This is a genomic window from Chitinophaga ginsengisegetis, from assembly GCF_900168065.1.
In the GTDB taxonomy this organism is placed as follows: domain Bacteria; phylum Bacteroidota; class Bacteroidia; order Chitinophagales; family Chitinophagaceae; genus Chitinophaga; species Chitinophaga ginsengisegetis.
Genome location: NZ_FUZZ01000001.1, coordinates 2,975,315 through 2,997,991 on the forward strand (window position 1 = coordinate 2,975,315; position 22,677 = coordinate 2,997,991).

General features: G+C 47.6%; 19 protein-coding genes. 5 read left to right on the forward strand and 14 right to left on the reverse strand.

Annotated elements, in window-relative coordinates:
- Window positions 1-45: 45 nt before the first annotated feature.
- A complete protein-coding gene (locus tag B5Z18_RS11740) occupies window positions 46-2,430 on the reverse strand; it encodes an ABC transporter permease (protein WP_079469528.1) in 2,385 nt (794 codons plus the stop codon).
- A 139-nt stretch (window positions 2,431-2,569) separates the two neighbouring features.
- Window positions 2,570-2,938, reverse strand: coding sequence for a VOC family protein (locus tag B5Z18_RS11745; protein ID WP_079469529.1), 369 nt, complete (start codon window positions 2,936-2,938; stop codon window positions 2,570-2,572).
- A gap of 58 nt (window positions 2,939-2,996) precedes the next feature.
- Between B5Z18_RS11745 and B5Z18_RS11750 the strand changes: the two genes are divergently transcribed.
- Entirely contained in the window at window positions 2,997-3,392 is a 396-nt protein-coding gene (locus tag B5Z18_RS11750; RefSeq protein WP_079469530.1) for an SRPBCC domain-containing protein, read from the forward strand.
- A gap of 49 nt (window positions 3,393-3,441) precedes the next feature.
- Here the strand turns inward: B5Z18_RS11750 and B5Z18_RS11755 are convergent, their stop codons facing one another.
- Both B5Z18_RS11755 and B5Z18_RS11760 read right to left on the reverse strand, forming a co-directional pair.
- On the reverse strand, window positions 3,442-4,080 hold the full coding sequence (locus tag B5Z18_RS11755; RefSeq protein WP_079469531.1) for an SMI1/KNR4 family protein: 639 nt from the start codon (window positions 4,078-4,080) through the stop codon (window positions 3,442-3,444).
- Between the two features lie 39 nt (window positions 4,081-4,119).
- Entirely contained in the window at window positions 4,120-4,947 is an 828-nt protein-coding gene (locus tag B5Z18_RS11760) for a metallophosphoesterase family protein (protein ID WP_079469532.1), read from the reverse strand.
- A 212-nt stretch (window positions 4,948-5,159) separates the two neighbouring features.
- On the opposite strand from B5Z18_RS11760, the gene B5Z18_RS11765 reads away from it, so the two are divergent.
- Window positions 5,160-6,677 (forward strand): malate:quinone oxidoreductase, encoded by a 1,518-nt coding sequence (locus B5Z18_RS11765; RefSeq protein WP_079469533.1) that lies wholly within the window; start codon window positions 5,160-5,162, stop codon window positions 6,675-6,677.
- Between the two features lie 199 nt (window positions 6,678-6,876).
- Entirely contained in the window at window positions 6,877-8,238 is a 1,362-nt protein-coding gene (locus tag B5Z18_RS11770; protein ID WP_235015910.1) for an alpha-L-fucosidase, read from the forward strand.
- Between the two features lie 371 nt (window positions 8,239-8,609).
- Here the strand turns inward: B5Z18_RS11770 and B5Z18_RS11775 are convergent, their stop codons facing one another.
- Together B5Z18_RS11775 and B5Z18_RS11780 are read right to left on the reverse strand one after the other, a co-directional pair.
- On the reverse strand, window positions 8,610-9,005 hold the full coding sequence (locus tag B5Z18_RS11775) for a DUF1634 domain-containing protein (protein WP_079469534.1): 396 nt from the start codon (window positions 9,003-9,005) through the stop codon (window positions 8,610-8,612).
- A gap of 3 nt (window positions 9,006-9,008) precedes the next feature.
- Window positions 9,009-9,845: a sulfite exporter TauE/SafE family protein gene (locus B5Z18_RS11780; RefSeq protein WP_079469535.1), complete on the reverse strand. Its 837-nt coding sequence runs from the start codon at window positions 9,843-9,845 to the stop codon at window positions 9,009-9,011.
- A 144-nt stretch (window positions 9,846-9,989) separates the two neighbouring features.
- Between B5Z18_RS11780 and B5Z18_RS11785 the strand changes: the two genes are divergently transcribed.
- On the forward strand, window positions 9,990-10,826 hold the full coding sequence (locus B5Z18_RS11785) for a CvfB family protein (protein ID WP_079469536.1): 837 nt from the start codon (window positions 9,990-9,992) through the stop codon (window positions 10,824-10,826).
- 47 nt (window positions 10,827-10,873) lie between these two features.
- Here B5Z18_RS11785 and B5Z18_RS11790 read toward each other — a convergent pair whose 3' ends face one another.
- The 6 genes from B5Z18_RS11790 to aspT all read right to left on the reverse strand — a co-directional run bounded on the left by B5Z18_RS11790 (window position 10,874) and on the right by aspT (window position 18,906).
- Window positions 10,874-12,331, reverse strand: coding sequence for a hybrid sensor histidine kinase/response regulator (locus tag B5Z18_RS11790; protein WP_159454276.1), 1,458 nt, complete (start codon window positions 12,329-12,331; stop codon window positions 10,874-10,876).
- Between the two features lie 51 nt (window positions 12,332-12,382).
- The gene (locus B5Z18_RS11795; protein ID WP_079469538.1) at window positions 12,383-13,804 is read right to left on the reverse strand and encodes a DHA2 family efflux MFS transporter permease subunit; all 1,422 of its coding nucleotides are present in this window, start codon (window positions 13,802-13,804) and stop codon (window positions 12,383-12,385) included.
- A gap of 18 nt (window positions 13,805-13,822) precedes the next feature.
- A complete protein-coding gene (locus B5Z18_RS11800; protein WP_079469539.1) occupies window positions 13,823-14,779 on the reverse strand; it encodes a DnaJ C-terminal domain-containing protein in 957 nt (318 codons plus the stop codon).
- Window positions 14,780-14,903: 124 nt separating this feature from the next.
- Window positions 14,904-15,908 carry a glutaminase A gene (gene glsA / locus B5Z18_RS11805; protein WP_079469540.1) on the reverse strand — a complete coding sequence of 335 codons (1,005 nt, stop codon included), beginning with the start codon at window positions 15,906-15,908 and terminating at the stop codon, window positions 14,904-14,906.
- Between the two features lie 24 nt (window positions 15,909-15,932).
- Window positions 15,933-17,165 carry a DcaP family trimeric outer membrane transporter gene (locus tag B5Z18_RS11810; RefSeq protein WP_143313556.1) on the reverse strand — a complete coding sequence of 411 codons (1,233 nt, stop codon included), beginning with the start codon at window positions 17,163-17,165 and terminating at the stop codon, window positions 15,933-15,935.
- Between the two features lie 37 nt (window positions 17,166-17,202).
- Window positions 17,203-18,906 (reverse strand): aspartate-alanine antiporter, encoded by a 1,704-nt coding sequence (gene aspT / locus B5Z18_RS11815; protein ID WP_079469542.1) that lies wholly within the window; start codon window positions 18,904-18,906, stop codon window positions 17,203-17,205.
- Window positions 18,907-19,077: 171 nt separating this feature from the next.
- Here aspT and B5Z18_RS11820 point away from each other — a divergent pair, with 171 nt between their 5' ends.
- Complete coding sequence (locus tag B5Z18_RS11820) at window positions 19,078-20,466, forward strand: glutamate decarboxylase (RefSeq protein ID WP_079470060.1); 1,389 nt, start codon at window positions 19,078-19,080, stop codon at window positions 20,464-20,466.
- On the opposite strand, the gene B5Z18_RS11825 is transcribed toward B5Z18_RS11820, so the two are convergent.
- On the reverse strand, window positions 20,463-20,801 hold the full coding sequence (locus tag B5Z18_RS11825) for a DUF6686 family protein (RefSeq protein ID WP_079469543.1): 339 nt from the start codon (window positions 20,799-20,801) through the stop codon (window positions 20,463-20,465). The genes B5Z18_RS11820 and B5Z18_RS11825 overlap by 4 nt on opposite strands.
- A 279-nt stretch (window positions 20,802-21,080) precedes the next feature.
- A complete protein-coding gene (locus tag B5Z18_RS11830; RefSeq protein WP_079469544.1) occupies window positions 21,081-22,673 on the reverse strand; it encodes a RagB/SusD family nutrient uptake outer membrane protein in 1,593 nt (530 codons plus the stop codon).
- Window positions 22,674-22,677: the final 4 nt, after the last annotated feature.

Consider the following 22,677-nt stretch of genomic DNA (forward strand, 5'->3'; position numbering starts at 1 on the left):
ATATTCATTAAAAATACCTTTTTTACCGCACAGGGAAAAGAAAAATTATTCTGCACGCAGGCTCTTCACCGGGTTTGCCAACGCTGCTTTTGCAGCCTGGTAGCTTACGGTGAGCAGCGCTATCAGCAAGGCGCCCATCATGGTAAAGGCAAATATCTGCCATACAATGGTGGTGTGGTATTCGTATTGTAACAACCATTTATTTAAGCAATACCAGGCCACGGGAATCGCAAGGCAACAGGAAATGATGACCAGGATCACAAAATCTTTAGACAACATTTTCCACAACTGGTATACGGAAGCGCCCATTACTTTGCGGATGCCTATCTCTTTGGTACGTTGCTCCGCGAGGTAAGAAGCGAGGCCGAATAAACCTAAACAGCTGATCATGATAGCCAGCACCGCAAAGAAGGTAGAGAGCTGCCCGATGCGTTCTTCTTCACTGAATTTCTTTGCATATTCTTCGTCGGCAAATTTATATTCAAACGGCGCGGCAGGATTATATTTCTGCAACACGCTCTGGATAGCGGCCATCGCTTTACCGGTGCTCACTTCCGGGTTAATCCGGATGTTCACAAAATTACCGGGTTCTTTCAGCAGGTAATAAATAGCGGGTCTTACTTCTTCATAAGGCGAGGCCATGATCATATTATGCACCACGCCAAGCACGTGATAGTCCAGGCTATCCTTGCGGATAATTTCACCCACCGGGTTATCAAATCCCATGTACTTCGCAGCCGCTTCATTCAAAATAAGTCCCATTGAATCAGAAGCATACTGCTCTGAGAAATCACGGCCTGCAATAAACTGCCAGTCAACCGCTTTACCATAATCCATTCTGCCGCCAATCACAACAAAACCTGTTTCCTGGTCAGATCGCTGCCCTCTCCATTTATAATTGCCCGCGCTGGCCCATATGTCTGTGAGCGGCCCCTGCGACTCCGATACGGCGGTAACCAGGCCAGAGCCCAACAGTTCATTCTTGATCACTTTATAGTTGCGGTATATTTCCGGAGTGGTCATTTGTATGGAAAGCAGGCCGCTGCGGGTATATCCTACCGGGCGGTTTTTCGCAAACTGGATCTGCCGGTAAATAACAATGGTGCCGATGATTAAAATAATGGATACGGTGAACTGTACTATGATCAGCGCTTTGCGCGGTACGGCGGCGAAACGGCCGGCGCGGAAAGTGCCTTTCAATACTTTCAGCGGCTGAAAGGAAGATAGATAAAGCGCCGGGTAGCTGCCTGCCAGTAAACCGGTGAACAAACTAAACCCGAGGCCAATCAGCCAGAACACTGGGCTGCTCCATAAGATGCCAATATGTTTGTTGGCTACCTGGTTAAACCAGGGCAGCACTATTAATACAATCAATATAGATAATACGAAAGAAAAGAATGCTACCAGCACCGATTCACTTAAGAACTGCCAGATCAGCTGCCGGCGCATGGAACCAATGGCCTTACGGATGCCTACTTCTTTTGCGCGCTTTTCCGACCGGGCGGTGCTCAGGTTCATAAAGTTGATACAGGCCAGCATTAATACAAACAGTCCTATCATTCCAAACAGTTTCACATAACGTATTTGTCCGCCGGTGTTCACGCCATTTTCAAAAGAGGAATACAAATGCCACTTCCGCATCGGGTGCAGGAATATTTCTCCTTTCACGCCGGGGTCGAGGGTTACGTGCGGTGCTAATACCTGGTTTATTTTTACAGATACTTTATCCATATCCGCATTGTCTGCCAGCTGTACAAATAATTTCGTGATGTTGAAGTTCCAGTTGTCTTTCATATCGCCTATCCAGGTCCAGTTGCTTATAAACAACGACCACGGCGCAATATAATCGGTGTTGCTAAAGGAAGTATTTTCGGGCAGGTCTTCATATACACCGGTTACTTTCAGTACGAGGTTACGGTTGTTATCCATCTTCACCAGCTGGTCCATTGGATCTTTGTCGCCAAACAAAGCGGTGGCCAGGCGGGCAGACAGTAGTATCGATGCCTGTTCTTTCAGGCCGTTGCGGGTGCCTTTCAGCATCTTCAAAGAAAGCATTTCAGGCGTTCCGGGTTCTGCAAAAGCACCGTTGCGGGTAACTTTTTTCTCTCCTGCAGCAAGGGTATGTGTGCCATCTGCGATCATGACTACCTGCTTAAAGTCGTCGGGATAGGTGCTACGCAAAGCCGCTGCCAGGGGAATGGGCAGGGAATTAAAAGCGCCCGCCTCGTCGCCTTTCGACATCCGTTGCCATACGTTTGCAATACGGTCGTAGTTGGCATGGTACTTATCGTACGACAACTCATTCCAGATCCATAAGCCTATAAGCATGGTTACCGCCATACCGGCAGATAAACCAAAGATGTTGATAAAGGAGGTGGCCCTGTTCTTCAACAGGTTCCTGAAAGCAATTTTCAAATAATTCCTGATCATGGCAAGGCGGATTTGATAGACGCCCCTAAAGACACAAGAAAACCGCCATAGTTGCATGGCCTTATCCACAAAAGATTACAGGGGAAGCGCCGTTCGTTTTTTGTCCGGAAATGGACGATAAATGCCCGGAAATGAACAATCACGAAGGCTGCTGAAGGATCACGCACACGTCTTCTGTATCTCTCAGGGCAAATTCCAGCGCACCCCAGGGCTGAAGCTTTATTTCCGGTAAATTGGGATGCAGTAATTCAGGGTGACTCCCTTTCACCAACGCATATGCCGCTTCTATATCATCGGTTTCCAGCCTTATTTCGGGTCTGTCTTTGATAGCCCATTCATGACTTTCAATGAGGTGGATCACCAGGTTATCCCGCTTGATGATGCAAAACGGCTGTTCCCCGCTGTCATCACGGTAAGCCTCCGAAAAGCCCAGCGTATCCACAAATAGCTGCAAACCCACATTCATATCCGAATAAAAGATATTCGGGATCAGTTTGGTTAGTTGCATATGCTCAATTTTTACAGAAAAGTAAATAATAATTCATCAATTCAGTAGCTTTGAAACCATGAAAGATTACAAAAAACATTTTATACTTGCTGCCCCGCCTGAAGAAGTATATGCGGCACTCACCAATCCCGCCACCATTCAGCTGTGGACAGGCGAAGTAGCTGAAATGTCGACAGAGCCGGGTTCTGAATTTGCTTTATGGGAAGGAAGTATTGTGGGTAAGAACCTGGAATTTGAGCAGGACAAAAAAATTGTGCAGCAATGGTATTTTATGGATGATGAAGAGGAAGAAGAAGAAAATCCATCGATCGTCACCATCAAACTGCATCCATCTCCAAAGGGAACAGATGTGGAGCTGAAGCATGTTAATATTCCGGATGAAGCCTATGAAGATATTATTGCCGGCTGGAATGAGCAGTATTTCGGCTCGCTGATAGATTTTTATAAAGACTAAAATAAATGGCGCCGGCTAAAAATGTGAGCTTACATTTTTAGCCGGTTTATTATCCTCTTGTCTGGTAAGGGAAGCTGCTATCCAGCCATTCAAAGTTCATTTCTTTCTCTACAATTTCGTGCAGGGCCACGTTGGTCAGTCTTCCGAAATTATATACCGCTTCTATGATCCCCGCCTGGTGTGGTGTCAGGTAAGGCGCATGTGTGCGCAGGAAGTTGCTGCAGTTTTCTTTCATATTACCATGTGCAATCAGCGAAGGGTTCCTGGGATCCAGGTCTGTTACTGCTTCCAGCATTTGTAAGAAGATAAAGTCCTGCAGGTTTTTAGCCAGGATACAGGCTTCATTGGAATCATGAAACACCTGTACAATGGGCACATCGTCGCCGTTTTGCAGGTTGTAGTAAAAAGCGAACCAGTCGCCGGCGCCGCTCATGGCAAAGGGAACAAACTGGTGTACGGGATCTGCGAAGAGCAGTCCTTCATCCATTTCTTCGTCCACCGTGGTCAGGTCCATTATTTCAAGATCGTTGGCATATAACAGTAAAGGCGGTGCGGTTTTGATAGCAGGGTATACTTTATCCAGCCAGTCTTCCCCAAACTCCCCCCAGTTCAGCATACCATCCTTATATAATTGTTTATAGAGCGTTGGATAGGTAAATCCGTAGTCTTTTTCAAGTTCCTCCAGCATAGATTTTCTTTTTGCATCCCGATTGGACCAGCAAAATAGCTAAACTTTCGGAAAAACCCGTTCGTTCTGTCTTTTCAGTGGGTTCATAATAAAAGAGAGCAGGCTGCCATCTTCTTTTAATTCCACCACCCGGAAGCCGTGATAGCCAACTCCCCAGCTGCCGCCTACGTGTCCGTCGAACAGGAAGGGGATGGGGCAGTTGTCGAGCATTTTAACGCTGTCCTGGTCATGGTCATGTCCGTTAAAGATGGCCCTGATATTAGGATACTTCCGGATCAGTGTTTGGAATTCCTGGCAATCCAGCCCGTTATCCGTCCATTTTACCGGGGTAATATGTATGAAGATGAATATGTTTTGCGCCGTTTTGTATTGTTCCAGTTTTTGTGCGAACCAGTCAACATCGGGGCAGATATACTTTCCTTTTTCATCGGCGGTGTTGCCGAGGAGGATTACGTGGTTGCCCATTACAATGTCGTGATTGAGCGGCATTCCCCATGCCTGTTCCCAGGCGGCAGCCGGCACCATGTCGTGATTTCCGTGGGTAACCAGCAGTTTGGGATGCAATTGTTTCAGTTTGGCGGCGGCGGGCAGCAACAGGGCGGGATCATTGTGGATGATATCTCCGTTGAGCGTAAAAAATTCGCAGGGATACTGGTGCTGGTATTGGTTAAAGGCCGTTTGCAGGTCCAGGAAGTATTGGTCGTAATTGGTTTTAGGTTCTCCATAGTGCCAGTCGGACCCAACCGCAAAGCGGAAAATGGTTTTACTGTCGAAATGCCGTGGCGTTACGGCGTTTACGATTTTACCACAGGCAGAAATTACTACTGCTGCGGATACTCCTTTTAAAAACAGGCGTCTGTTCATCATAAAATAAAAATAAACTTTCCGGGCAGTCAATTATTTCATTGCCAAATGCTTAACCAAAATATAAAATTATATATACACCCTGACAAATTCAAAACTTTCAATCCGTTCAGAAAGAATTGTAATAATATTGTTAAAGTGTAGTAAACGAGCAATTTATTCTCCCTGCATAAGTGTTTTGATTGTAACTTTGCACCTCGAATAAAAATGGGGTTATGTTTAGAAGCAAGAGTACAGCTGGAACAGGTCCGGATGTGGTTTTAATCGGCGCCGGGATCATGAGCGCAACACTTGGAATGCTCCTGAAAGAGCTGGAACCTGAGTTAACCATTGCAATTTTTGAACGACTGGACGTGGCAGCTGCAGAAAGTTCCGATGCATGGAACAATGCCGGCACAGGACACTCCGCATTTTGCGAGTTGAACTACACGCCACAGAAACAGGATGGATCAGTAGACATTAAAAAAGCGGTGAACATTGCAGAGCAATTTGAAGTGTCCCGTCAGTTTTGGTCCTACCTGGTAGAAAATAACATCATTTCCAATCCTCACAACTTTATACAAGCTGTTCCCCATATGAGTTTTGTTTGGGGAGAAGAGAATGTGGATTATCTCAGAAAGCGCTACAATGCGCTTCAGCAGTGCCATCTGTTTAAAACGATGGAGTATTCGGAAGATCCCGAGAAGCTGAAAAACTGGATGCCCCTGGTTATGAAAGGCCGCGATGCCTCCCAGAAAGTAGCGGCTACCCACATGGAAATGGGTACAGACGTGAACTTCGGCGCTTTAACCCGTGCCTTGTTTAACCACCTCGAAAAAATGGAAGGTGTGAGCATGCACTTCAACCATGATGTGCGTGACTTTAAAAAAGAAGACGACGGCAGCTGGACCATCAAGGTGAAAAACCGTGGTACCCGCGAAAAACAATCCATCAACACAAAATTCGTATTCATTGGCGCCGGCGGCGGCTCCCTGCCGTTACTGGAAAAGTCGGACATTCCGGAAGGAAAGGGTTTCGGCGGTTTCCCGGTAAGCGGACAATGGCTGCGTTGCAATAATCCTGAAATAATTGAACAGCACCGTGCAAAAGTATATGGCAAAGCCTCTGTGGGCGCGCCTCCTATGTCGGTGCCGCATCTCGACACCCGCATGATCGACGGACAAAGAGCTTTGCTGTTTGGCCCTTATGCCGGGTTCTCCACCAAGTTCCTGAAAAATGGTTCCTTCATGGACCTGCCTTTATCCATCAAAGCCAACAACATCGTTCCAATGGTGTCTGCCGGTTTGGATAATATTCCGCTGACCAAATACCTGATTGCACAGGTAAGGCAAAAGCCGGAAGACAGGCTGGAAGCGCTGAGGGAATATTTCCCCGAAGCCAAAATGGAAGACTGGGAACTGGAAATTGCCGGACAACGTGTACAGGTGATTAAAAAAGATCCTGAACATGGTGGTATCCTGGAATTTGGTACTGAAGTAGTAAGTGCTGCCGATGGTTCCATTGCAGCCCTGCTGGGTGCTTCTCCGGGTGCTTCCACCGCAGTATCCATCATGCTGAACCTGCTGAAACGCTGCTTTAATGAAGACGTGCAAACAGAGGCATGGCAGATCAAACTGAAAAAAATGATCCCTTCCTATGGACAGTCGCTCCTGAACAACCCTGCCCTCTGCGATGAGCTGCGTACCTGGACCACCCAAGTACTGGAACTCCGCGAAATGGAAATGGCGCAATAATATTCCTGTAGTTGGATATTTTATTCCTCCCGCGGGAATAAAATATCCAACTAAAAAAATACCAGCTTCCGGTAAAATCAGCCCATTCCGGACCAGTTTTTTTACAGACATTTATGTGAATTCAACAAGATCAGCGCGTTAAGCGCTTATTTTTACACCTGTTTTGCAATCGTTTGCATAACCGTAATAACTTCCACATATGTTTATGAAAAAACTCACGCTATTCCTGATGGTGCTGTTATCTGCAGCAGCTCTTCACGCACAGAACACCCGCGACCAGCGCATGCAATGGTGGCGCGATGCCCGCTTTGGTATGTTTATTCACTGGGGCGACTATGCCCTCCTGGCGGGCAACTACAAAGGACACCAGGTAGGCCGCGGCGGCGAATGGATCATGAACCGCGGCAAAATACCCGTACTGGAATACCAGCAATTCGCCAAACAATTCAATCCCGTTAAATATGACGCCGACGCCTGGGTAAAAACCGCCCGGGATGCAGGTATGAAGTACATCGTGATCACCGCCAAGCACCACGATGGTTTCGCTATGTTCAAATCTGCCGCCAGCAAATGGAATATTGTGGATGCCACCCCCTACGGTAAAGATGTACTGATCCCGCTGGCAGCAGCCTGTAAGAAATACGGCATCAAACTGGGCTTCTACTATTCACAGGCGCAGGATTGGAACAATCCCGGCGGCGCCGCCGCCCGCAAAGTGGCCACCGAAGGCTGGCCCAACCCCGATTCCGCTAAAATAGACGCCTACACCCAGGCTAATACCGGCCACTGGGACCCGCTGCAAACCTCCGCTACGATGTCGGACTACATCGATAAAGTAGCCGTGCCACAGGTAAAGGAACTCCTCACCAACTACGGCGAAGTAGCTGTGCTGTGGTGGGATACCCCTACCAATATGACGGATGAATACGCACAAAAATTACAGGATGTGCTGAAGCTGCAACCCAATATCATTACCAACGACCGATTAAAAAGACCCAACTTCCCCGGCGATTATAAAACGCCGGAACAAAAGATCCCGAATCAGTCGGAGCTGGATGGCCGGGACTGGGAAACCTGCATGACCATGAACGGCACCTGGGGCTATAAAGACTACGACCATAAATGGAAAAGCACGGAAACACTTATACGCAACCTGGCAGACATTGCCTCTAAAAACGGCAACTATCTCCTGAACGTAGGTCCTGATGCGCTGGGACAGTTCCCGGAAGGCAGCCTTACCGCCCTGAAAGGAATCGGCCAATGGATGAAAGTAAACGGCGCCTCCATATATGGCACGCAGGGAAGTCCGCTGCCAGCCCTGGAGTGGGGACGCTGCACCCAAAAAATAAAAGGCACCAACACCACGCTGTACCTCCACGTTTTCAACTGGCCTGCCGATGGTAAACTGCATGTTCCCGGTGTGAAAGGGACAGTGAACAGCGCCCGCCTGCTGGCAAACGGCAAACAACTCACCACTACCCGCAACGGGGAAGAGCTGGTGATCAATGTGCCGGCAACGGCTCCGGACAGTATTGACACGGTAATAGCGGTGACGCTCTGATATTGCCTGGGAAATGCTTTATTTATACTTAGCAGATACTTAGCACATGCTTAATACATGGAGATTCCCCGGAGGTGACGTGGAGGGGACGTGGACTTGATCATGGAACCCTTTACCACAGGGCTTTACAGGCGAAAAGGTGCAGGGTGTTTATGCAGGCACTGCCATATAAGTAAAACGGAGTACTAACATACCAGAAAAAATAAGTGAGCGGCATTAATCAATGCTATTGAATGCCGCTCACCTTTTTTAATTATTTAAGGAATAGCGATGGAAGAAGCCTTTCAATTTTACTGAATTTTCCGGAAATCCTATAGAAAGCCAAAAATAAAGAGAAAATACTGGATACCGAACTAAAAATCTGGTCTGCATTACCCCGCTAATCCACCCAGCATACTGAACAAAATAATACCCAGTACCAGTAGCGTAATTCCCACATAGAGGTAATCTTTCTCTATTAAAAAAGCGATCACTGAAAAGGCTATACGAATAATGGGGGTGGCAATTAATAACACAATCCCCAGCTGGATAATGTTCATGCCCTTGTTTTCCATCACGCCCTGCCAGATCCCAGGCAGGTTGGTCAGTCCTTCCCTGACACCGGTGAAGTCGCCATAGGAAGGCTGTTCATGACCATGACGAACGAGGTAAATCACACCGCCAACAAATACGATAATACTGGAAACAATAACGCCTATACGTAGTTGTTTGCCTATAAGCTGCTGGATATCTTTATCCCGGAAATACTTTGAGAGTGCCTGTTTCATGGTTTATAATTTTCCGGTTATGCCGTTGTAGATCATTTGTAATGCCAGGAAGCCTATTACTACGCTAAAGACTATACGCAGCCATTTCACATTGGCGCGTGTCAGCAAACGGGAGCCGGCAAAAGCGCCTGCCAACACGCCCAATACTACCGGCATGCATAATCCCGGGGAAATATATCCCCGTTGCAGGTATACCACGGCGCTTGCCGCGGCAGTAACGCCGATCATAAAGTTGCTGGTGGTAGTAGACACTTTGAAAGGAATACGCATGATATTATCCATTGCCATCACTTTCAGTGCGCCGGAACCGATGCCGAGCAAGCCTGACATAACGCCCGCGAAGGTCATCATAAAATAGCCACCGGGTACGTGATGCACCTTATAGTTGACCACACCGCCGGCAGACGGATAGCTTCCGTTAAGCCGCAGCTGCTCCGCCGCTTTACTGTCGCCCTGATCTGCGGGGAACTCCATTTTTTTCCGGAAAGACATCACGGACGAAAAAATGAGGACCAGTCCGAAAATAATGGCTACTACATTGGTGGGCATATACACGGCTATCAGCGCGCCCACTACGGCCCCGGTGGTGGTGGCAATTTCCAGGAACATGCCCAGCCGGATATTGGTGATGCCCTCCTTAACATACGCTGAGGCCGAGCCGGAAGAAGTGGCAATAGAGGCTACCAAAGCGGCGCCTATGGCATACCGGATATCGACGTGAAATACCAGGGTTAGCAGGGGAATGATCACAACGCCGCCGCCTAAACCGGTCAACGATCCCAGCAGGCCAGCCAAAAAGGCCCCGCCGAGGAGGATCAGGGTGAATGATAAAATCGTCATAAGATGGTTTGGTTGGTTTTAGACCGGATATCCGGGAATTACAAGTACTGCCTGATATCTGATGTTTACAAAAGTAAGCAGAATATGATTCTCGCAATCCGGCAATCTATAAGTAACTTGCAGCCTGACAATTAATCGTTTTTTATGATAAAGGTGGGTGAATACAACCTGTTAAGGGTGAAAAAAGAAGCTGATTTTGGTGTGTACCTCGAAGGCGTGGATCAGGAAATCCTGCTGCCAACAAGGTTTGTACCCGACGGTACCCGTATAGGTGATGAACTGGAAGTATTTCTTTACCACGATTCTGAAAACCGCCTGATTGCCACTACCCAGCGCCCGTACGGGATTGCAGGGGATATTGTGATGCTGAAAGCCGTGAGTGTTACCAAACAGGGCGCTTTCCTGGACTGGGGACTGATGAAAGACCTGTTTGTGGCCTCGTCGCAACAGCTTACCCGCATGGCGCCCGGACAGGAATACCTCGTGAAAATATACATCGATGAACTCACCGGCCGCCTTGCTGCTACAGAAAAAATCGACCGTTACCTCAGCAATGAAAACCTCACCGTTCAGGAAAAGGACCAGGTAAACCTGGTGATCTACCGCCGTACCGATATCGGTTACGTGGTAATCATCAACAACCTGCATACCGGTATCCTGCATCACAACGAAATATTCCGCACCGTTGAAATCGGGGATAAAATACCGGGCTTCATCCGCCAGATCAAAGGCGATAAAATAGATGTAATCCTGGGTAAACCCGGATTTAATAAAGTAGAAGACGAGTCAGAAAAAATCCTGCGGCTGCTGCAGGAAAACAATGGCTACCTGCCATATCATGATAAATCAACGCCGGAAGAGATACAGGAATTTTTTGGGATGAGTAAGAAAACATTCAAAATGACCATTGGCAACCTGTACAAACAACGGAAGATCGTGTTTACACAAACAGGTATCAAAGCAGAAGAAGAGGATAAATAATATCAGCCGCCGGTAAATACTTTACGGTATTTACCGGCAACAGGCATTTACTCAACGCCGTTCGATCCTGCTATAGGGAAACCTATCAGGAAAGTAGTTCCTTCTCCCAATGTACTATCTACCGCAATGGTGCCCTTATGCTGAAGGATAATATTCTGGGTAGCTGTTAACCCAAGCCCGGTTCCTTTTGTTTTATTGGTAAAAAAGGGTTCAAACAGTTTCGCCAGGTTCTGCGCAGAAATACCACTACCGTTATCGGTTATACGAACAAATACTTTTTCTGCTTCCTGCCATGTTCTGACAGTAAGCTTTCCCTCACCGGCTTTCATAGCTTCAATACCATTGATAATAATATTCAGGAAGGCAATGAGGATCTTATCTTCATCTGCCAGGATCATACAATCCGGTTCGCACATTTCTTCTATCACGGTGATGGTGCTCAGCTGCATCCTGTCGGCCGCAAGCTGCAGCGCTTTTTCCACCAGCACATTCAGCCCCAGTGGCAGCATATTCAGCTCAGACATCCGGGTGGACTGGAGCAGTTCAGTTACCAGGTGATTGATACGATGGCAGTTGCGCTCCATGATATCCAGGTATAAGGTGGTATCTTCTGTTTCGGCCACGGGCTCCGTTTTAAGCTGGGACACCGCCAACAGGATATTTGTCAGCGGATTACGGACCTCATGCGCTATCAGGCGGGCAATGCGCCCGGTGATGGCAAATTTTTCCTGTTGCTGCTTTTCCCTTTCCTTCCGTTTGCGGGCCGTAATATCCTGGATGATACACAGGTATAACTGCTTTTTTTCATCCAGCAGCGAGGCATTGATCATTACATCGAGCTGCTGCCCCGATTTGCTGCGGAATACATACTCCTTCTGCACGACCCCTTCCTCGCTGCAAAGCTGATCGAGAAAAGAATTGATCACTGCTTCCTCTGCAAACAGGCCCTGGAGGTGGCTGCTGTACAGTTCTGCTTCCTCATATTTCAATACATTGAGTGCAGCCGGGTTGGCGGCCACAATTTTGTGTTCACAATCTGCCAGGAGGATCAGATCATTGGATTTTTCGAAGATGCTGAAATAGCGTTTCTCGCTTTTTTCAACGGCCAGGAGGTGACTGAATTTATCGAGGGTATAACGGATGGCCCTCTCCAGCAAGGCGGCATTGATCTCGCTTTTCACGAGATAATCGGACGCACCGGCCAGCATCGCTTCCTTATCTATGTGGTAGTCGCCCTTCCCGGTAAATAAAATAACGGGGGCTTTATATCCCAGGTTGCGGAAATGATGCAACACATCAATACCTGTATAAGCGCCAAGACGATAATCTACCAGGTAAAGATCGTGCGCGCGGGCTTCAATGGCCAACAACCCTTCTTTGTAGGAAGAAACCCACTGTAAAACGTATTGATCGGGCGAAATGTCCTGTAGTAAAGAATTTACAAGGAAAAAGTCATCTTCGTCGTCGTCGATCATCAATATATGCTTCTTACCATTTGTTGTCATAAGTGCCACAAAAGTTAACCTATCTTCACCAATAATCATGCACTAAAAAAGTCAGGTATCTATGTGGGCATCTGTATCCTTCAAAGCCACATTCCGCCGGGGAAGAAACCAGGCGGGGATCAGGGTGATGAGCAGGATAAACAGGGAAATATGAAAACCCTGCTTCAGGGCAAGGTGGTGTGCATAATGGCCTTCCAGCCCCAACAACACATGTTTATTATAAGCAGCCTGGGTAACAATAGCCAGCACCGCAATACCAATAGCTCCGCCCACCTGTTGCATCAGGGTACTGATGGAAGACGCCATCGTTACTTCGCTGGGGCGTACTGCGCTCAGTGTGGCGGCATTCAGCGGTGCGAGTAAAAGACCCATGCCCAGCCCTCTCACCGTCATGGTTATGATCACGCTGGAAAGACTACTGCTTTTATCCAGCAGGGCAAACAGGTACATGGATACTGCCAGTAACGCGATGCCCAGCATGGATATTTCCCTGGAGCCGTGTTTATCCGACCATCGTCCTGCAAAAGGCATCATTGCCGCCATGAACACGGAATTTGGAAGGATCAGCAACCCCGACATCCCTTCTGAAAAGCCCATTTGCTCCTGCAACAGGAACGGCATGAGGAATAGTCCGCCAAACAGCGCCGCCGACCTCGAAATAGTGACGAGGATACAACTCACAAAAGAATAATTGGCAAACAGGTCCAGGTTAATGATAGGCTCTTTTTTATGTTTGTCTATCCAGATAAAAACAGCAAATGCGATCAGCGCCACACCCAGTGTAGCCAGTATTTCGGGAGAAGTGATCCCTACTACTTCTGCCCGTGCCACCCCGTATTGCAGGCAAACCAGGAATATGGTAAGCGCTACAAAACCGGTAAGATCAAAAGGCAGTTTCAGCTTGGGCTGCTTACGCAGTACATCCAGGTAGCGGAATGCGAGGATTACTGTAATGATGCCGATAGGAATGTTGATATAGAAGATAGAAGGCCAGCCAAACTTTTCAGTAAGGATTCCTCCCAGTGTGGGTCCCATAGCAGGTCCCACCAGGTTGCCGAGGCCCCACCATCCCAGCACGGTACCACGTACCCTGGCCGGGAACACATAAGAGATAATGGCCATAGAGGTAGGCGCCATAGCCCCGCCTCCCAGCGCCTGGACCACCCTTGCGATAAGCAGGCTATCCAGGCTGGTAGACAAAGCGCACATTAAAGACCCTAACGTAAAAAGGGAGATGGCGCCAACATAAAGATTGAAAAAGCCAATCCTGTTTTTCAGCCAGTTGGTAAGTGGCATCAATACGGAAAAACTGAGCATGTATACCGTAATTACCCATTCAATTTCGTCGAGCGTACAGTTAAACTGCTTGCTCATAACGGGAAGGGATATATTAACGATGCTGGAGTCTATCCCGGCCATAGTGGTGCCCATAATTACCACTATGAGGATGCCCGTCCGGTTGATATCTCTCATACCTGGTCTTTCAAAGGTTTAAGCATGGCCATCCTCATTTAATTGTGAGAGTTGCTGAAACAATTCTTTTTCCTTGTCGGAAAGCTTTGCCGGTATATGTACAATTGCTTTGATGTATAGATCCCCGGCTGTTCCGCTGTTGTCGTATGCGGGCATTCCTTTGCCTTTCAAACGAAAAACCTTACCGCTGTCTGTTCCTGCCGGAATATTCATATTCAGGGAAGCGCCAGGTGTGTTTACGGTTAGTTTGCCTCCCAGTACGGCGGTATACAGCGGCACTGCCAGATCGGTATAAATATCTTTTCCTTTCAGTTCGTATTGCGGATGTGGCGCCAGGTGCACGGTAATGAGGAGGTCGCCGTTTTCGCCTCCTTTGCGGCCGGGGTTTCCTTTTCCTTTCAGGCGGATCACCTGGCCCTCATACAGTCCCGGCTTCAGCTTGATATTGAGCCTGCTGCCACCTACTTCCACCTGCCGGGTAGCGCCGGTATAAGCATCTTCCAGGGATACATCCATTGTTGCCTGTACATCGCGGCCCCTGCCGGGTCCCTGCTGTTGGCGGCGGCCGCCGCCTGCGCCTGAAAACCGGCTGCCAAAAAGCTGTTCGAAGAAATCGGAGAAGTTGCCTTCGCCGCCGCCGAACATATCACCCATATCGCCGCTGCCATAAGAGTAGGTGCGGCGCTGTCCGCCCCCACCACCAAACTGCGACCAGTCGTAGTCTTCCGGCCGGCCTCCGTGCTGTTCATAATGTTTGTAGTTTTCGCCAAACTGGTCATATTTCTTGCGCTTGTCGGCATCACTCAGCACTTCATAGGCTTCATTGATCTCTTTAAATTTATCTTCAGCGGCTTTATCACCGGGATTTTTATCGGGATGATATTTTACCGCCAGTTTACGGTAGGCTTTTTTAATCTGTTCAGCTGTTGCCGTTTTCTCTACTCCCAGAATCTTATAATAATCCTTTACATCCATAGCTCTAAAACATGTTAATATGATAACTTGTTTTATGAATTTACGAATTAACCCGGAAAAAATAATTGGTGAACGGTAACGGCTATGCCGTTACCGTTCACCATTACGTTTCAGGCGCTGCTGGTTATTTACCGGAGTAGATGTTGGCATTCAGCTTACCGGAAATATACTGGATGGCTTTCTGCGCACGTACGCTGTTGCCTGCTTTATCCAGCGGCGGTGAAAAAACAGCGATGGCATACCTGCCGGGCACCACGGATATAATACCGCCACCCACGCCGCTTTTACTGGGCAACCCTACTTTAAACATCCATTCTCCCGTGGTTTCATATAACCCGGTGGTCCCCATAATAGCCAGCACTTTAGGTACATATTCCTCTTTTATCAATCTTTCTTTGGTAATGGGATTTACGCCGCCGTTTGCCAGTGTGCCGGCCATAATGCCCAGATCGCGGGTAGTTACGCCATAAGAACATTGCTTTGTATAAAAATCGCAGGCATATAACGGATCGTCATACATATAACCGTATGACTTCAGCAACATAGCAATAGCCTGGTTGTGCTGGTTGTTAGCCGCCTCCGATTTATACAGCTCATCGAGGATAGTAAGCTGGCGGCCCGCAAATTTTGCGAAGTATGCATCCACCTTTTCCCAGGCATCGCTGTGGCCAAAGTGGCTGGTAAGCAGGCTGGTGGTGGCCATTGCGCCGGCATTTACGAGGGGATTGGATGGTTTTTTGTCATCCAGCTCAATAGCCGGTACAGAATTAAAAGGCAGCCCGGTTTGACTGGCGCCTACTTTTTCGAGGATCACGCTGTCGCCAAAAATCTCCATCGCCATACACAGGGTGAATACTTTTTCTACTGATTCAATTCCAAATTCAAATTTAGTTTCTCCCACCTGGTATACCTGTCCTTCTTTGGTAACAATCACAATACCATACATTGCTGCATTTGCCCTGTCGAGAAAAGGGATATAGTCTGCATTCTTACCCGATTGCTCATTTTTGAATAAGTTGTAGGCTTCGTTAATAACCGCGTTATAATCAACCGGCTTTGCATGCTTCTGGGAATAAGCGCTGGTAACATTCAGGGTGAGCAACAGGAGAAGCGCAACGATAACTTTCATGAGTATTTATTTTTATGCAGATGATCAGAATTTGAAGAATGCACTGAACTGGGCGCGGACATCATCACCGGATGTATCATCCGTATTTACCCGTTTCCCATACAACACTTCACCAGCTATTTTAAAGAAGGAAGTGAAATAATAAGTAGTGTTAAAAGAACCGTAGTGCGTTGCTTTCAGTGTACCCACGGGCATATTGAGGTCCGGAGTATTCAGTTGCAGGTAACCATACCCGATAGTAGATCCCAGGCTCTTTGTCCAGAAGTGATCGAAGTACAGCCAGGTAGCCAGCATACTGATATTGCTGATGCTTTTATCATTGGCGGCAGCGTATCCGTCGTATCCCTGCCCGCTGATGTCTTCACTGTATTTCGCATAGCCGCTGCCGTAGGCAAACTGGAATTTCACATCATCGTTTTTAGAGAGGTTAATATTTCCGGAGATATTAAAGGCGCCGCCTATGCTTGTTTTCGTATCTGCGTCACCGTTTTTATAATCGATTGGATGCAGCAGGCCGGATAACCGTACATGGCTGGCGTTTTTTACGCCAAAGGTTTTCTGAAAGGCAGCTGTTACATCCGGATAAATGGTTTTACTGCTCCAGGTGGAGGGAATGGAAATATCGCCACCGGGTTGTTCGGCAGAAACGGAGAACATCATTGATTCAGACAATGCCTGTGTAAATCGCAGCTGTACCTGGCGTGTCCATATGTAGGAGTTGGGGCCCCAGTAGTCCATGATATTCGGCCAGTTGTCGCCATCCATAAAGTTGCTCCAATACTGGCCGAAAGTCCATTTACCATGTTGGATATAAGCATGGCGTAATCTTGGAGCGCCGGACAAATTACCCCACAGATCAAATTCCAGCACGGCTTTGAGCGCGCGTCCTTTAGCGTCCGGGGCGCCAAAGGCGGTAAAAGCAAAACGGGACTGTCTGATTGTAAAGGCCGTGTTACCATCACTCACCGTGGGAACGGTTATAGTAGATGGCTGCATGGCGTGTATGTTACCTATTTCACTGAAGTCGTGGATAAAATCTGCCTGTACATATCCGCTGAACTGTAGCCGGATACCCTTTACATCTGTAAAAAGAAACCCCTGCATTTTGCCGCCTTCAATCAGGTTACGGGTCAGCCCCTTACCGTTTTCAGCCGTATCTGATTGTGCATGCACCTGCACCGACCAGGTGAATACAGCTATAACGCAAACGGGTAAACGCAAACACAAAGGGAAACAACGGGTAAATGTATCTGTCACAGGATATTTCATTTATGATGAATAGTTATTCACAACGTCAGGTCATCAGCAGCACAATCACCACGCCCCAGATAATGAGCAGGGTATTGCCCACCGCATATGTAATGGTATAACCCAACGCGGGCAGGTTGCTCTGTACTTCCTCCTGTATAGCAGAAAGCGCGGCAGTGGTAGTTCTGGCCCCGGCAGTGCAACCAAGTATCAGCGCCGGATGGAATTTGAAAATATACCTGGCCATCAGCACGCCCGATAACAACGGGATAGCGGTAGCGGCAATACCTACTAAAAAGAGTCCCCATCCCACTTCCTTGAAACCCGCTACAAAGCTGGGCCCTGCGGTGATCCCCACCACTGCGATGAAAGTATTTAAACCCACATTATTCATCACCCATAAAGCAGGCTCCGGAATTCTGCCGAAGGCAGGATGCTGTGAACGTAACCAGCCAAATACCAGTCCTGCTATAAGCGCGCCGCCACTGGTACTCAAACTGAGCGGCACCCCGCCCACATGAATGCTCATGGCGCCTACGAGGCCACCCAACACAATACCAAGCCCTACAAAGATCATATCCGTTTTATCGGTAGGAATATCCGCGTAGCCAATTTCTTTGGCAGCCTTATCCATATTTTTTTTATATCCTACCAGCTCCACATGATCCCCTCTTTCCAATACTGCCTCCGGGTACACCGGCATAGCTATTCCTGCGCGCCTGATACTCTGCACCGGGATACCATGCATGTAATCCATCGCCCGTAGTGCTTTCACTGTTTTTCCAACTACGTTCTTATTCATCACAAATACCTGTACATTTTCCACGGGAAAGTTCAACAACTCCACGTCTACGATTTCTGTACCGATACTATGTTCTTCTCCGAGAATAAACTCCCTGCGGCCGCTGAGTACAATTTCATCACCGGGATTAATTACATAATCCGGCGTGGCTTCCACGAGCTTCTTATCTTTCTGGCGGATACGTTCCACAAACAGGCGGTGATTGCGTTGCAGCAATTCAGCCTCCAGTTGTTTTACAGATTTTCCTGCGGCAGTTGATTGCGCATCTATCGTATAAGCGCGGAATGTAACGGGGATGAAGGCGGAGCGCATACCGGGGTCCTGCGTGGGATCACCGGCGCCCATTGTTTTCTCCAGCTCTTTGCAGGCAGCCCTTACTTTTTCAATTCCTCCCAGCATCATAGGCGCAATGCTGGATAATAACCATGCGGAACCTGCTGTTCCGAAAATATAGGTTACTGCATAACATACCGGCATGGAGTTGATCCAGGCAGCTTTTTGTTCTGCAGATACATTTAACTGGTTAATAGTATCTGAAGCTACACCCATGGTAGCAGAAATAGTTTGCGAGCCGGAGATCAAACCAGCGGCTTGTCCTACGTTATAGCCGCAGGCCAGTGCCAGCAACCAGGGCGCCACCAGGCAAACCACGCACATGAGTACGGCAAACAATACCTGTGGTAATCCATCTTTCTTCAAACCACGAAAAAATTGCGGTCCAACACTATAGCCTACCGCAAAAAGAAACATAAGGAAAAAGACCGACTTCACATTGGCAGATACCTGTATATCCATCTGCCCAACAATTACTCCCATCAACAAAACACCAGTTACGGATCCTAACGAAAATTTTCCGACCCGTATGCTACCTATAAAAAATCCCGCCGACAACGTAAGGAAAACGGCCAGTTCAGGATATTCCTGGAATGTATGCTGTAACCAACTCATTTATATGTGGATTATAAGAAGAAGAATATGGTCATAATTTCAATCGTAATAGGTAACACAAGTCATTCCCTATTTGTTCAGATAAAATCAATTTTGATGATGGATGAACAAGTTGCTGCTCCTGTTGTTAAACTTCAAAACGAATTTTCTAACAATCAAGCCCACATTGTTATGCCATTATTTATTAAGAAGAAGGAAAATGAAAATTCCCGTTTAGGTTTATACGCATCTGCAGACAGTAAAGAAAGTATTCCTAAATATAAAATGCCTGAAGAGGCGCAGGACATGCGCACCGTATATCACCTGGTGCATGATGAATTAATGCTGGATGGCAATTCGAGGATGAACCTTGCCACATTCTGTCAAACATGGCTGGATGAATATGTGCATAAGCTCATGGATGAATGCCTGGATAAAAATATGATCGATAAAGATGAATATCCGCAGACGGCTGAAATTGAAAACAGGTGTGTGCATATCCTCGCTGATCTGTTTAATTCACCGGGAAGCGCCAGTACAATTGGCTGCAGTACTACGGGCTCCAGCGAAGCGGCTATGCTGGGTGGTTTGGCGCTGAAATGGCAATGGCGTAAAAAAAGACAGCAGGCCGGTAAATCCACCGATAAACCCAATTTAATATGCGGCGCAGTACAGGTGTGCTGGCATAAATTTGCCAGGTACTTTGATGTGGAGTTGCGTGAAGTAGGTATGGAACACGGCAGATATAATTTAACGCCGGAGAAAGTACTGGAGCTGGCAGATGAAAACACTATCGGCGTGGTGCCTACCTTTGGCGTTACTTTCACACTGATGTATGAACCGGTTGCAGAAATAGCAAAGGCACTGGATAAACTGCAAAAAGAAAAAGGCTGGGATATTCCTATTCACGTGGATGCCGCCAGCGGTGCGTTTATTGCCCCCTTTGTTTCACCGGAACTGGTATGGGACTTCCGTATTCCACGGGTGAAATCCATTAATGCCTCCGGCCATAAATACGGGCTGAGTCCATTAGGTGTGGGGTGGGTAGTATGGCGTGAGAAAGAAGACCTGCCGGAAGAACTGATTTTCCGGGTAGATTACCTGGGTGGAGATATGCCCACCTTTGCATTAAATTTTTCCAGGCCCGGCGGACAAATTGTAGCGCAATATTATAACCTGCTGCGGCATGGCAGGGAAGGATATGCGAAGTTGCAACAGGCATGCCTGGATCACGCGCAATATATTTCAGCGGCTATCGAAAAACTGGGACACTTTGAGATCCTTTACAATGGTAAAGGCGGTCTTCCCGGCGCCTGCTGGACATTGAAGCCGGGCGATCATGGCTTTACATTGTACGACATCTCTGATAAAATCCGTTCCCGCGGCTGGCAGATTGCATCTTATCCACTTACCGGAAGCGCTAACGACATTGTAGTACAGCGCGTGCTGATACGTCACGGCTTCAGCCGGGATATGGCTGATATGCTGATCCAGGATTATACGCGCGCTGTAAAATACTTTGAAGAAAATCCTGTAAGAACACCCCTTTCACAAAAAGAAGGCGGAGGCTTTCATCACTAGCCGGCAGACTCGCACCCGGAGGACGTTTCCAGGATGTCGTATGCGTCGATCAATGCCTGTACCTCCGCTGTTATATTTGCCAGCGCAGTTATTTCAGCGGGGGTTACCAACATCATTACATGATCGGCCGGCAGGGGTAAACAAATCATCTTCTCATTTTCTGAGGTATGGTAATGGTCATCCGATAGGCGGTTGACCATCTTTTTAAAGCATTCAAATTCGGTGATATCAAGGTTAACAACCGTTGTACCAAAAGCTAACTGAATGCCTTTGCAGTGCGGGCAGCGGATCACATATCCTGCAGCGCCGTGGTATAATGTCTGGTAATTACACATGGGCCTATGGGTTTGTGCCTCCAGCGGCCGGTCAGGGCCGCTGTCAGGACTTAATTCATCACTCTTTACCTTAGAAAATGGTGGTGGCAAACAACGGATGTATTGACTATGTATGGCTAATAACTCCGGGGTATTATTTACATCTCACAAAAGTACAGCAGGAAATTGGGGGTGAATGCTCGGATCAGGAAAACGACTTACGCAAAAGGGAAAAAGCGGTATTTCCTTGCCCGGAGGCAGGAAAATACCGCTTTAAACAGCTTCTACCAGTTGTAGTTATTAGTAGCCTGGATTCTGCACCAGCTTTGGATTCAGCGTGATTTCATCTACAGGTATAGGGTAAATACGGTGTAGGATATTTGCATCTGATTTAAAACCCCAGGCGCTTTCAAATACACCAAAACGGATCATATCATTCCTGCGCCACGCTTCCCAGGCGAATTCCCGGGCGCGTTCTTCCAGCAGGCCGCTGAGGTTGATACCGCTTACCAGCGGCGCATGTGCCCGGGTGCGGATCTTATTCACCAATACATCGGCATCCTGTAATTCTCCTTTTACCGCTGTGGGAGCAGCTCCCCTCAAAATGGCTTCTGCCTTCATGAGCATCACATCTGCCAGCCTGAAAACGGGCACATCATTATTGGAGTTCCGCTCAGAAGGTTCTGTGTTTTTATCAGGATAGTACTTAATGGAACGCACACCGGAGGCTTTTGCCAGTTCGTCATTACCAATATCCATGGTGGTATCTACACGTAAGGTCATGGTTTTAGAGAAGGTGAGCTGCCATTTGATTTCCTTCGTAGGTTCGGAGCCGGTATACTTATCGTTTAGCCCTTTATTAGTAGTGGTGATCATGATAGGCGCGCCGTCCGGGTTGAACTGCGGGCCTTCCAGCCAGGTATTGTTACGGACATCTCCTGTTAAATTGAATTTATCATAGAAGGAACCGATGGTACTCATAGCAATACTTGGACGGAAAGGCAATGAGTATTTTACGACCAGGTTTGGATGTAATCCGAAACGGGAAAACTGGTTGCCTTTGATCACATATCCATCATAAGGAATAGCAAAAATGGTTTCCATGATAGCGGGTCCGTTATCCGGCATAAAAATGCTGGTGTAGTTATCATCCAGCACATACTTACTGCCGGTCAGGATACTATCTGCCATTGCCACCACCTCATTATACCGGGGTTTGCCTGTATATACCATTGAATTGAGGTACATTTTTTCCAGCAGTGTAAAAGCAAACCATGCAGTAGGTTTGGAATAGGTAACTTGTCCTCTTTCCCTTCTCAGCAGTGGCAATACATCTTTCAATTCCTTCTCTATAAAATTAAATACCTCTTCACGGGTAGATTGTTCGGGTGGTGTTGGATTACCAAAAGTAGTGATGATGGGCACTTTACCATAAAGGTCCATCAGGTAAAAGTAATACAGTGCCCGCATCGCCCGGGCCTCGGCCATTGCCAGCGGTTTAGAATCACTGTCGGGCGCCTTTTCAAAAAGCGCGAGAATACGGTTGCAGGTATTCACGCCACCGAAAGCCCAGCTCCACACATTTTTCACCGTGGTATGGTCTTTTGTCCAGGAGTGCCTGTGCAGCTGCGCATACACTCCTCCATCCACGTAGTTACCACCACGGGCGGGGATAATGGCTTCATCGGTAGAGAGTTCCTGCATGCGCCAGTAGTCTACGGCGTATCCACCACTCAGTTGTGTATAAATAGGTCCGGATGCGGCGATAAAGCCATCGGGCGTAGTGGGGAAATTTTCCTTTACATATTCAGATTCCACATTTACATCCAGCTTTGTACAGGCGGAAAGTAAAGTAAAACTGAGTGCTATTCCTGTGATAAAAATATTTTTCATGTCG

What these genes read in the sequence shown, in the direction of transcription:
- B5Z18_RS11790 (WP_159454276.1), bottom strand. Translation starts at nt 12,331, where the DNA reads ATGACAACAAATGGTAAGAAGCATATATTGATGATCGACGACGACGAA.
- B5Z18_RS11770 (WP_235015910.1), top strand. Translation starts at nt 6,877, where the DNA reads ATGTTTATGAAAAAACTCACGCTATTCCTGATGGTGCTGTTATCTGCA.
- B5Z18_RS11800 (WP_079469539.1), bottom strand. Translation starts at nt 14,779, where the DNA reads ATGGATGTAAAGGATTATTATAAGATTCTGGGAGTAGAGAAAACGGCA.
- B5Z18_RS11760 (WP_079469532.1), bottom strand. Translation starts at nt 4,947, where the DNA reads ATGATGAACAGACGCCTGTTTTTAAAAGGAGTATCCGCAGCAGTAGTA.
- B5Z18_RS11740 (WP_079469528.1), bottom strand. Translation starts at nt 2,430, where the DNA reads ATGATCAGGAATTATTTGAAAATTGCTTTCAGGAACCTGTTGAAGAAC.
- B5Z18_RS11825 (WP_079469543.1), bottom strand. Translation starts at nt 20,801, where the DNA reads ATGTGTAATTACCAGACATTATACCACGGCGCTGCAGGATATGTGATC.
- B5Z18_RS11795 (WP_079469538.1), bottom strand. Translation starts at nt 13,804, where the DNA reads ATGAGAGATATCAACCGGACGGGCATCCTCATAGTGGTAATTATGGGC.
- B5Z18_RS11765 (WP_079469533.1), top strand. Translation starts at nt 5,160, where the DNA reads ATGTTTAGAAGCAAGAGTACAGCTGGAACAGGTCCGGATGTGGTTTTA.
- B5Z18_RS11785 (WP_079469536.1), top strand. Translation starts at nt 9,990, where the DNA reads ATGATAAAGGTGGGTGAATACAACCTGTTAAGGGTGAAAAAAGAAGCT.
- B5Z18_RS11775 (WP_079469534.1), bottom strand. Translation starts at nt 9,005, where the DNA reads ATGAAACAGGCACTCTCAAAGTATTTCCGGGATAAAGATATCCAGCAG.
- B5Z18_RS11830 (WP_079469544.1), bottom strand. Translation starts at nt 22,673, where the DNA reads ATGAAAAATATTTTTATCACAGGAATAGCACTCAGTTTTACTTTACTT.
- B5Z18_RS11750 (WP_079469530.1), top strand. Translation starts at nt 2,997, where the DNA reads ATGAAAGATTACAAAAAACATTTTATACTTGCTGCCCCGCCTGAAGAA.
- B5Z18_RS11745 (WP_079469529.1), bottom strand. Translation starts at nt 2,938, where the DNA reads ATGCAACTAACCAAACTGATCCCGAATATCTTTTATTCGGATATGAAT.
- B5Z18_RS11755 (WP_079469531.1), bottom strand. Translation starts at nt 4,080, where the DNA reads ATGCTGGAGGAACTTGAAAAAGACTACGGATTTACCTATCCAACGCTC.
- B5Z18_RS11820 (WP_079470060.1), top strand. Translation starts at nt 19,078, where the DNA reads ATGCCATTATTTATTAAGAAGAAGGAAAATGAAAATTCCCGTTTAGGT.
- B5Z18_RS11780 (WP_079469535.1), bottom strand. Translation starts at nt 9,845, where the DNA reads ATGACGATTTTATCATTCACCCTGATCCTCCTCGGCGGGGCCTTTTTG.
- glsA (WP_079469540.1), bottom strand. Translation starts at nt 15,908, where the DNA reads ATGAAAGTTATCGTTGCGCTTCTCCTGTTGCTCACCCTGAATGTTACC.
- aspT (WP_079469542.1), bottom strand. Translation starts at nt 18,906, where the DNA reads ATGAGTTGGTTACAGCATACATTCCAGGAATATCCTGAACTGGCCGTT.